The organism is Melioribacteraceae bacterium (genome assembly GCA_030584085.1).
In the GTDB taxonomy this organism is placed as follows: Bacteria; Bacteroidota; Ignavibacteria; order Ignavibacteriales; family Melioribacteraceae; genus SURF-28.
The window spans coordinates 1,897,779-1,908,982 of record CP129490.1; the positions used below are offsets into that span (position 1 = coordinate 1,897,779).

Genomic DNA, 11,204 nt, shown 5'->3' on the forward strand with positions numbered 1-11,204 from the left:
ATGTCTGAAAGAAAATCGGTACTTGAATTTTATAAATCAAAGAATCGTCCTTTGATTCTTGATGGTGCAATTGGAAGTAATCTTCAGAATATTTTATCCGATAAAAATAATTCAATGTGGTCAAGTTCTTTAAATATTTCCGACCCCGCTAAAGTTATCGAACTTCATTCAAAATATATTAATGCCGGCGCTAATATAATAACAACAAATACATTTAGAACAAATCCGACTGCATATCATGTCGAACAAATTACTATAAGTAATGCAGAATTAGTCAAGAAATCTGTTAGACTTGCGATTCAATCACGAGGCGAAAATAATATTTTAATTGCCGGTTCAAATGCACCAGCCGAAGATTGTTATCAAATAGAGAGAACAATTTCTCACAATGAATTATACTTCAATCATTTGCATCATATTGAATATTTATGGCGAGCCGGTGTTGATTTTATCTTGAACGAAACATTTAGTCATTTCGATGAAATAAAAATTGTTTGCGAACTGTGTGACCAACAGAATATTCCATTTATTATTAGTCTGTATCTAACCGATGATCTGCACATATTAAGCGGTGAATTACTTTACGATGTTATAGAATATATCAATCAATTTAGTCCGATTGCTATTGGTATAAATTGCATTTCGCCGGCGACTTTTCATAAAATAGAATTTGTTAAATTTCATGCTATAAAATGGGGATTTTATTTGAACTGTGGTTCCGGAAAAGTAACTGATGAGATTATTGAATGCGGTATTCCTCCGAAAGAATATTCAACTTTCATACGAAATTATTTACAGTATAAACCTCTCTTTATAGGTTCATGTTGCGGATCAAGTCCGACTCATACAGCAGCAATTAAGGAAACATTTGATGAAGTATATCGAAATTAAAGCACCGGCGAAGATCAATATTGGATTGAATGTTGTTAAAAAACGAGACGATGGTTTTCATGATCTCGAAACATTCTTTTATCCAATTTATGATTTACATGATACGGTTTCTTTTGAACTTGCTGATCATTTCGATTTCGAATGCGATAACGATGAGTTAAATTCGGAAAACAATAATATAGTTTTGAAAGCTCATCAATCAGTTGAAAATTATGTTGGCAAAAAGTTATTAGTAAAAATTAAATTAAAAAAGAATATCCCAACCGGTGCCGGTTTAGGCGGCGGCAGCAGTGATGCCGCGGCAACATTAATATCATTAAATGAACTATTCAATTTGAAAATCTCCTATAATAGTTTGATAAAAATCGCATTAGAGCTGGGATCTGATGTTCCTTTTTTTATTAAAGCAAAAGCGGCGATTGGTAGATCAAGAGGCGAGAAATTGACTATTGTTGATTTTGAACTTCCCTACAATATTGTAATTGTAAATCCTGGTATTCACATTTCAACGAAAGAAGCATTTAAAAATATTTATCCTAAAAGTGCTAACATTGACTATAGCAAAGTTTTCCATAATCATGCTTCTTTTCTTAAGAATATGAAAAATGTAAAAAATGATTTTGAAGAATACGTATTTACAAGTTATCCTTCGATAAAAGAAATTAAGGAGAAATTGTTAGAACAAGGTGCGATTTTTTCATTAATGAGCGGAAGTGGTTCGAGTGTGTATGGATTATTTAAAGAGGAAATTAACATGGCTCAATTAACAAATGTTTTTCCTTCCAATTATTTCGTTTGTGTTTCACGTATGCAAGATAGCTACTTTGGATATTAGATTTCTTTTGTAGAATTCATTTCCTCGGTTGAATCTTGACTCTCAGATTCAAATGGCAATTTAAGAATTACTGTAGTTCCGGGATTGGTATCATCTCCTATATTTGAAGGACTCTTAAAGTTGATTTCCCCTTTGTGTAATTCAATTACTTCCTTAACTAAAGCGAGCCCAAGTCCACTTCCTTCCGTATCGGTTCTCTTAACATTTGTGGCACGATAAAACTCATGCATAATATTTTGTATTTCATTTTTGGGTATGCCAATTCCAGTATCCGATATTTCAAAAAATAGATTATTCTCATCATCTCTTAATTCGATAAGAACTTTTCCATCCGTAGGAGTATACTTGAATGCATTGCAAAGTAGATTAGAGATCGCCAATTCAAATAGTATTTTATCTGCCGATAACAACCTTTTATTATTTCTGAGATCATTTACTTTTAGATTAATATTTTTATTACGTATATCAGTACAGCGTTTATCTATTACTCCATCCAATATATTCATTACATCAATGCTCTCAGTTGGTCTTAGATTGAGCAATCGCAAACGCGAAATAAACAGAACATTGTTGACAAGATTCAAACCATCCGCACTTCTAATTTTTATTCGTTCAATTTTTTCTTTTAGTTGGGCTGGTAATGGAACGATATACTCTTGTAAGATTAAGTCCGCTATTGATTGAATGGCCGAAATCGGGGATTTAATTTCATGAACAACACCAATAATATATTTTTGTTTTTTTTCTTCAACTTGCTGAATTTTTTCAAGTGATGTTTTTAACTGCTGTTCTCTCCTATAGAGTTGATGAGAGATTTTATTGGCTAAATATACGCTCATCAAGATCATTGTTGAATAAATAATTAATGTGAGAAGCACGTAATTCAGCCCATGATTGTATTCCTTCTCAAATAGACCAATTAAGTAATGAACATGAAGTATATCAAAATACTGAAGGAAACACATTGCAGCGTAAGAGAGTAAATAAATTGACATCACCGTAAATATAACATGACCAGGTAGAATTAAACTTCCTATGATTGTATGAAAAATTGCAAAAATGTGAAAATGTGAATCAATCCCGCCTGTGTAATAGATCAAAACCAATAGAATTGAAAGATCTAGAACAATTTGCAGTAAGGATAAGTGAAGTGGATTAAATTTTCCGGGAACACATTTAATTCTTTTACGAACTGATTGGATAATTAAGTTGTAAGTAAAAATGTATAATGTAATTAAAAGAAATACTAAGATTTGTCGAGTAGAAAATTTTAGATTAAGTAACCATTCGCCAGCTAATACAAAAAGTAACAACGCACCAACAAAAATATAACGTATCTTAATGAACCAAAGATTTCTTATTCTTATTGCATTCCAAAATTCTTCATAATGATGTGCCCATTTTGGAACTAATACTATCATAATTTTATCTCAAATGTGATTATTGTTTCATCAAAGCATTAAACACAAAAGCTCAATTAAATATATTGATATCCGGTTTTAATGTAAATAGAAATTGGAACAGGGATATTAAGTAAAAAAATAAGGAGGAGTTTCCCCCTCCTTATGAATTATGCAATATACTTCCCTCTTGGTGTATAATGAGTGTGAAGGAGTTTATGAGACTTATGTCCACAAGGTCCATCAGTCAAGAATTCTGAATAAATATCGATGACATGTTTATTTTCGTGTGATTTTCTAAGAGGCAGCGATGCATCTTCATTGTAGATTGCTTCTGCTCTTTTTTCACGTATCTCTTTTGATGTTGGAATAGGTTGACCACCACCACCTATACAACCTCCAGGACAAGCCATAAACTCAATAAAATGACATTCTGATAACTTACCTCCGGCTTTTATATCTTCCATAACCTTTTTAGCATTTGCTGTACCATGCGCAACCGCAACTTTAAGAGTTGCTCCTTTTAGCCAATCCCAATTAGGTACAAGATGTTTTAGAATTTCCGGAACCGGACCAACTTTAGTAATAGGAAGTTCTGCGTAACGAACACCTTCAAAACCACGAACCGGAATTACATTCATATTATCAAAAACATTCTCAACTTTTTCACCCATCACAAGTTCAATTATTGTTCTAATTGCAGCTTCCATAACACCACCGGTAGCACCGAATATAAGTCCCGCACCTGAAGCATCACCAAATGGATTGTCAAAATGTGTTTTGTCCATTTCAGGTAAATAGATACCGGATTCTTTAATCATTTGTGCTAGTTCTCTTGTTGTTAAACCATAATCGACATCTTTATAACCGGAATCAACCATTTCAGGTCTATTGCATTCATATTTCTTTGCAGCACATGGCATTAATGCTACGCTAACAATGTTAGCAGGATCAATTCCTTCTTTTTCGGCATACCAAGTTTTGATAAGCGCACCAAACATTTGCTGTGGTGATTTAGCGGAGCTAACATGCGGTAAATAATCCGGATAAAAATGTTCAATGTACTTTACCCAACCCGGTGAACATGAAGTAAATTGAGGAAGTGCAATTTGTTTATCACCTTCAACCAGAGCTTTGTATAGACGGATAATTAACTCTGTTCCCTCTTCCAAAATTGTTAGATCGGCAGTAAAGTTTGTATCAAAAACTTTATTGAAACCAATTCTTCTCAAAGCAGTATTCATCTGACCCGTGAGTGAATGACCAGCACCTAAACCGAATTCTTCACCGATTGCAGCGCGTGGCGATGGAGCAGTTTGAATCACAACATGTTTTGTAGGATCTTCAATTGCCTTCCAAATTTCGTCTGATGGATCATTTGCGTTTAGAGCACCGGTCGGACATCGGTTAATACACTGCCCGCAATTGATACAAACAACATCCGCAAGGGGTTTTTCCATGAACGTAGAAATTTGAGTGTCATGCCCACGATAAATAGATTCTAGAACCCCGACTTCTTGTAAATCGATACATGTCCTTACGCAGCGTTTGCAAAGAATACATTTATTCATATCCCTTACTACCGAGAATGAAGAATTATCTTTTTCATACTTCGGTTTATCAATATGACCGAATGTGAAATGATCTACTCCATATTCTTTGGCGAGTGATTGAAGTTCACAATTATTGTTACGAACACAAGAATAACATTCTCCATAATGTTCACTAAGCAACAAATCAATGACATGTCTTCTTGCTTTTCTTACACTTTGGCTTGATGTATGAATCTTAATTGGTTGAGTAATTGGGTAGGCACAAGAAGCTTGAAGCGTTCTCATACCTTCAACTTCAACCAGACATACACGACATACTCCTGCAACACATAAATCATCATGATGACAGAGAGTAGGAATATGAATTTTATTATTTCTGCACGCATCGAGTATTGATGTTCCAAAAGGCACCGAATATTTATTGCCATTTATTTCAACACTTATCATTGCTCCTATTCCTTCTGAGGATTCTGCCTTTTTAACAGTATGACCTTTCTGACTTTCGGGAGCTCTAGTTTTTCCATTTTCTTTCATTAGTGTTTTCCTCCCTTTCCGTTATTGAAGATTTCCTCTTTGAAATTCTCAAGAATCGAGATAAATGAATTTGGAGATGACTGACCGAGTCCGCATTTCGATGCAATCTTCATCGTCTCTCCCAGCTCTTTTAATTTGTTTATATAACCGAATGTATATTCGCCTCTTTCGATCATTTCAACACCTTCCAACAATTTAGTATTACCTACTCGGCATGGAGTGCATTGACCGCACGATTCTTCAACAAAGAATTCCATGAAGTTTTTTAACACATGAAGCATGTCACGATTCTCATTAAAGATCATTATCGATCCACCGGTTCCTAAATCTTCGTAACCAAGTTTTCTATCGAACTGAGATTTGGGAATACAAACACCCGAAGCACCGCCGACTTGCACAGCTTTTGTGTTTTCTGCTTGAACAATATTTAGCAACTCAGTAACTGTTGTTCCCCATGGTAACTCATAGACACCGGGTTTTTTACAATCACCTGATACTGAAAACAATTTTGATCCGGTTGATTTATCAGTTCCTTGAGTTCTATACCATTCTCCACCTTTAACAACAATATGTGCCACTGAAGCAAATGTTTCAACATTATTTACAGTTGTTGGCTTACCATTTAATCCTGTATTTACCGGGAATGGAGGTCTGTTACGTGCTTCACCACGATGACCTTCTAATGATTCAATTAATGCAGTTTCTTCTCCGCATACATAAGCTCCCGAACCAAGTCGAATAATAATATCGAAGTCAAATCCTTGCTTCCCAAGAATATTTTTACCTAACAAATTATCTTTTCTCATCTCTTCAAGATAATCTTCTAAGGATTTTAACATATACTCATATTCACCGCGTAGATAAACTATTCCTTCTTTAGCTCCAATTGTATAACCGCCAACTACCATTCCATCGAATACCAGTTCGGGATATTCAAGTAGAAGAACTCTATCTTTGAAAGTTCCCGGTTCACCTTCATCCGCATTGCAAATAACATATTTTTTATCAGCTTTTGCCGCTGCAGTAAGCATCCATTTTGTTGAAGTTGGAAATCCAGCACCGCCTCTGCCGCGAAGTTTAGATTCTTTTAGTTCGAAGAGGATATCTTCCCTACCAATGGAAACAGCTTTTTTGATCGCATCTCCACGTTGATATTCCGAAAAGATAACTGCCCCTTCTCTTTTCATTTTATTTTCCATTTTCTCCTCTACTCTATTTTACTTAAGATTTCGACAGCTTTTTCCGGAGTTAAATGGGAATAAACTTGATCATTAACCAACATAGCCGGACCTTGATCACACATTCCTAGGCAGTTAGCATACTCCAGAGTAATTTTTTTGTCTTTTGTTGTCTCGCCAAATTTGATTCCAAGCTCTCGTTGAATTGCATCGGCAACTGATTTCTTGCCTAGTATATCACATGTAATAGTTTGGCATAGTCTTACAACATTTCTTCCCTTTGGCTGATGAGTTAAGAAAGAATAGAAAGTTATTACGCCGAACACTTCAACGGGATGGATATCTAATACTCTCGCGATTTCTTGTTGAGCAAAATCCGAGATATACTTATGTTTTTTTTCTACAGCTTGTAGAATCGGAAGGAGCGAGGATCTTTCTTTACCGTAAAGATCAACAAGCTTTTCAATTTCTTCCGATAAGGAATTTTTTTCCATTACCAGCATCTTGCCGCTCCTTATACTTTGTTTAATAAATTAGTTACTTTTTCAATTAACTCTTCCGGTGAAATCGGTTTTTCAACAAAATCATCAACCGGTACTAAATCGCCTGCGCCGAAATCATAACCTGTAGTTTTAGAAACCGAAGTGTACATAAGAATTGGTGTTGTAATTTTTTCTTTACGGAATTTTTGGGCTAAGAAAAATCCATCATCAGGTTCATCCATCATTACATCAAGTATTATCAGTGAAGGATTCTTTTCCTTCACAATTTTGTAACCGTCATCCGGATTATTTGCGGTTACCACATCATATCCATGTGATTTTAGAACTAGTTTACTGGCTTCAACGATATCCGGATCATCGTCAATTATTGCAATTAAAGCCATGGTTATCTCCGTTTTGTTTAGTTGTTTTTATTTATGGGTAAATAAATAGTAAACGTTGTTCCTCTTTCGTATTCGCTTTCAAATTCAATTTTACCGTGATAAGAGTCCACAATTTGTTTAACGATTGTTAAGCCCAAACCTGTCCCGCTGATTCCGCGTGTATGTTCGTTTTTAGCTCTATAAAACTCTTGGAACATATTAGCTTTTTCTTCTTCTCTTAGTCCAATCCCGGTATCGCTAATTCTTGTTATCAAATAATTTCCATTTGCATGAGTATCAATTTTAATAGTTCCGTTTTCCTTATTGTACTTAACAGCGTTGCTAATGATATTAGTAAATATGCGTGTTATCTCACCATGATCAGCTTTAAGATTTGGGAGATTATCTTCTATATTAATTACAATACTTAGATTGCGTTTATTCGCTTCAATTTCCAGAAGCTGAACAGTTGATCGCAATATTTCATCAATATTAAGTGATTCAATTTCTCTTTGCTTTGTTTTTAATTCCAATCGCGAAATATCAAGTAAGTCGTTTACCAAATCCAACAAACTTTTGAGCCGAACTACAGAACGAGATATGAAATCATCTTTTTGTTCTTCACTTACGTTTAGATTTTTATCAAGAATTATTTTTAGGAATCCCAGAACTGCCGCAACCGGTGTTTTAAGTTCATGTGCAACCATCGAAACGAATTGATTTTTTATTTGTTCGACTTTTTTAATATTTGTTATATTCCGAATAACAAGAACAACTCCGGCAAGTGATTCATCAGGATTTGAAACCGGAGAAGTAATTGCTTCAATAAATAATTCGTTCGGCAGTATCTCAATCTGTGTAGTGTATGATTTATGAATTACTTCGTCATTAGATAGATATTTATTTACAAGCTCATTAACTTTTTGAGGAAGCTTATTTAAAATCATTTTACCGATTTTTACATCCTCTATATTCAAGTATTTCAGTGCAGCATTATTAGAATAAACAACTTCCCCTAGTCTGTTTATAACTAAAACACCATCTGTAATTGCTTGAATAATTGTATTAAGTCTGCTCCTTTCATTAGCAATCTCAAGTAAACTTCTTTCTCTTTCTTTCTTTAATTCTTCGGATTCAAGAATTAATAATCTTTGTGTAAATCCTTTTTTAAGATTATAAAGTAATTCGTCTGGTGTGAATGGTTTTGGTATATATCCGTATGCACCTAATCGAGTTGATTCAATTGCTGTGTCATAACTTGCGTAAGCAGTTGCAATAAAACATATTGTATTAGGTTTGGCTTTCTTTATTTCTGCTAGAACTTCAATGCCATCCATATCAGGCATTTTTAAATCAATTAATGCAATATCAAAATCATTTTCTACACATAGCTTAACTCCAGTAGTGCCATTTTCAGCTGTGGACACTTCATACCCTTCCGATTCGAGCAATCGTTGAGTACCGATTCGTAATCCCTTTTCGTCGTCAATAATTAATACTTTTGGAGTGTATCCGTTTTGCATGCTAATAGATTCAATTGTCTAAGAAATTTTCAAATTTCATTATAAGCTCATCAAGAACAACTGGTTTATTTAAAATACCATCGCATTTTATCCATTCTTTTTCCTCGTCTGTTTCTACCGAGAATTTAAAACCGGTATCATAGGTTGCCGACGTAAGTATGAATACCGGTATCTTCTTACCGTGTTCTGTTTTTTTAATTTTATGACAAAGTATAAAACCTGAATCATGTTCTTCCATTATTAGATCGATTATCGCAGCACAAGGTTTTACTTTATTAAATAGTTCCAAACCTTCCTTACCTGATTCGGCTGTTACAACTTCAAATCCTTTGGATTCCAGTAATACTCTATTTTGTTCAAGCAAATCGATATCATCATCGACTAACAATACTGTTTTTATTTTTTCTGCAATTGACATTTTGATTCTCCTAATTCATCATAATACGCTTTTCTGATTTTTCAAGCGGAAGTTTAATTGTAAAAATACTGCCGTGAGATTGATTACTTTTAACAGCAATATCACCTCTGTGCATTTTGATTATACCATAAGTTATCGCTAAACCAAGACCGGTACCCTTTCCCATTTTTTTGGTTGTAAAGAATGGAGTAAAAAGTTTCTTCATATTTTCTTCAGGAATTCCACAGCCAGTATCGATTATTTCGGTAATTATTATTGTGTCATCGTTGCGAAGATTTATTGTAAGATTTTTTATTTCGGATTCTTCAAGTGCTTCACATCCATTTGTAATAACATTCAGAAAAACTTGTTTAATTTGATCCGGATCAGCACTAATAATTTCATCAGTACAATTGTTATTTATGTTGAGAATCACATCCTTAAAAGATGGATTAATTTTTATTGATCGAACAATTTCATCAATTATTTTAGGAAGGTTCACTGATGTAATTTTAAGTTTACCGTGTCTTGCAAAATTCAATAAATTGGATACAATATTCTTACATCTGTTTGCTTCGTCAATAATCATCGTGTAGTCATCAGGATTTGTCACATTACACTTTTTCGATTCAACTTCTCTTTTAAGCATAGCGGCATAGAGAATAATTGTGCCTAGCGGATTATTAATTTCATGAGCTACTCCGGCTGCTAATTGGCCAATTGAAGCTAGTTTTTCTGCACTTTGTAATTGCTCTTGTGTTTGTTTGAGATCTGTATAAGCATTCTCAAGTTTTTCAATTAGATATGGAAGACACATATCTTCTTCCGCTAAATCTTTAGCAATGGCTATAGCATATTCGCGACAAGAAGGATAACCACATGCTCCGCAGTTCAATTCATCTTTCTTCTCGATTTTATTTGTTCGTGATAATATCTCTTTAATTTTTTCTTCCGAAGGCATTGGTCGTCTTTGTGATTTAGGATGGAAGTTTCTTGTAAAATCTATGTGACGACTATTATAGATATCACATTTCCAAACCCGCTTATCGATATTTTGTAAGTTCTTATCAATAAATTCAACGACTTTTTCTCGTCTTGAGTAATAGTTCAGATCAGTATCAATCGCCGGTCCGTTTATGCAGCCTTCACAAAAAAGTATATCAACAAATTTTGATTTGATTTTATTTTCTGAAATGTCCTTGATTATTGACACCACTTTTTCTTTTCCGTCAACAACTATTACATTTCTAGCAAGCACATCCGAAGATATTTCGGCTGTTTTTAGTAATCCACCGGTTAGAGGAAATGATTTGCCGAAGTTAGCATACGGTGGATCGAAATCTTGATCTTCCATTAAAGTAAGATCAATTTTTAGTTCATCGAAAATCTCTTTCAATTCGGTAAAGGTCAGGACAGCATCAATTTCATTTTCAACTTCAGGATCAATATATTCACTTTTTTTTGCGACACAAGGGCCAACAAAAACAACTTTGCAATGATTACCTTCAGTTTCTTTAAGGTATCTTCCCATCGCAATCATTGGAGAAACGATCTTTGCTAAATGTGGAACAAGATCAACAAAATATTTTTCGATATAATTATTTACTGCGGGACAAGGGGAACTTATTATAGTCTTTCCATTTACCTTTTCAAATTCTTCCTTGTATAATTTTGCAACAAGATCAGCACCAAAGGCAGTCTCACAAACTTTTTCAAAACCAATTTTCTTTAATGCAGCAGGAATCTTTGAATATGCTTCCGGAAATGAGGCAGCAATTGAAGGCGCAAATATTGCAATGGTTTTGTGGGATGGAATAAGATCGAATAATACTCTTTCTTTATCACTTAATATTTTTTTTGCTTTTTGAGAGCAAACTTTTACACAATGTCCGCAGCTTATACATCTTTCGGCAATAACAACGGCTTGACCATTCTCCACACGAATAGCGGTCGCAGGACATTCACGTACGCATGAATAGCATCTTTTACATCTCTGCCCTATTGTTGAAACAATTCCAACCATAATAT

10 protein-coding genes are annotated in these 11,204 nt (G+C 34.3%); 2 read left to right on the forward strand and 8 right to left on the reverse strand.

Going from position 1 to position 11,204, the window contains the following annotated elements:
• Entirely contained in the window at positions 1 to 891 is an 891-nt protein-coding gene (locus QY331_08705) for a homocysteine S-methyltransferase family protein (protein ID WKZ68032.1), read from the forward strand.
• A complete protein-coding gene (gene ispE / locus QY331_08710) occupies positions 872 to 1,726 on the forward strand; it encodes a 4-(cytidine 5'-diphospho)-2-C-methyl-D-erythritol kinase (GenBank protein ID WKZ68033.1) in 855 nt (284 codons plus the stop codon). The genes QY331_08705 and ispE overlap by 20 nt, the downstream gene beginning before the upstream one ends.
• On the opposite strand, the gene QY331_08715 is transcribed toward ispE, so the two are convergent.
• From QY331_08715 to QY331_08750, 8 genes are all read right to left on the reverse strand, one after another.
• Positions 1,723 to 3,147: a HAMP domain-containing sensor histidine kinase gene (locus QY331_08715; GenBank protein WKZ68034.1), complete on the reverse strand. Its 1,425-nt coding sequence runs from the start codon at positions 3,145 to 3,147 to the stop codon at positions 1,723 to 1,725. The two genes, ispE and QY331_08715, sit on opposite strands and share 4 nt — an antisense overlap.
• Positions 3,148 to 3,296: 149 nt before the next feature.
• Positions 3,297 to 5,213 carry an NADH-dependent [FeFe] hydrogenase, group A6 gene (locus tag QY331_08720; protein ID WKZ68035.1) on the reverse strand — a complete coding sequence of 639 codons (1,917 nt, stop codon included), beginning with the start codon at positions 5,211 to 5,213 and terminating at the stop codon, positions 3,297 to 3,299.
• Positions 5,213 to 6,412 (reverse strand): NADH-ubiquinone oxidoreductase-F iron-sulfur binding region domain-containing protein, encoded by a 1,200-nt coding sequence (locus QY331_08725; GenBank protein WKZ68036.1) that lies wholly within the window; start codon positions 6,410 to 6,412, stop codon positions 5,213 to 5,215. The genes QY331_08720 and QY331_08725 overlap by 1 nt, the downstream gene beginning before the upstream one ends.
• Positions 6,413 to 6,420: 8 nt before the next feature.
• Positions 6,421 to 6,885, reverse strand: coding sequence for an NADH-quinone oxidoreductase subunit NuoE (gene nuoE / locus QY331_08730; GenBank protein WKZ68037.1), 465 nt, complete (start codon positions 6,883 to 6,885; stop codon positions 6,421 to 6,423).
• A gap of 20 nt (positions 6,886 to 6,905) precedes the next feature.
• The gene (locus QY331_08735) at positions 6,906 to 7,277 is read right to left on the reverse strand and encodes a response regulator (protein ID WKZ68038.1); all 372 of its coding nucleotides are present in this window, start codon (positions 7,275 to 7,277) and stop codon (positions 6,906 to 6,908) included.
• A 17-nt stretch (positions 7,278 to 7,294) separates the two neighbouring features.
• Positions 7,295 to 8,779 carry a response regulator gene (locus QY331_08740; protein ID WKZ68039.1) on the reverse strand — a complete coding sequence of 495 codons (1,485 nt, stop codon included), beginning with the start codon at positions 8,777 to 8,779 and terminating at the stop codon, positions 7,295 to 7,297.
• Positions 8,780 to 8,789: 10 nt separating this feature from the next.
• A complete protein-coding gene (locus tag QY331_08745; protein WKZ68040.1) occupies positions 8,790 to 9,197 on the reverse strand; it encodes a response regulator in 408 nt (135 codons plus the stop codon).
• 10 nt (positions 9,198 to 9,207) lie between these two features.
• Positions 9,208 to 11,199 carry a [Fe-Fe] hydrogenase large subunit C-terminal domain-containing protein gene (locus QY331_08750; GenBank protein WKZ68041.1) on the reverse strand — a complete coding sequence of 664 codons (1,992 nt, stop codon included), beginning with the start codon at positions 11,197 to 11,199 and terminating at the stop codon, positions 9,208 to 9,210.
• Between the last annotated feature and the right edge of the window lie 5 nt (positions 11,200 to 11,204).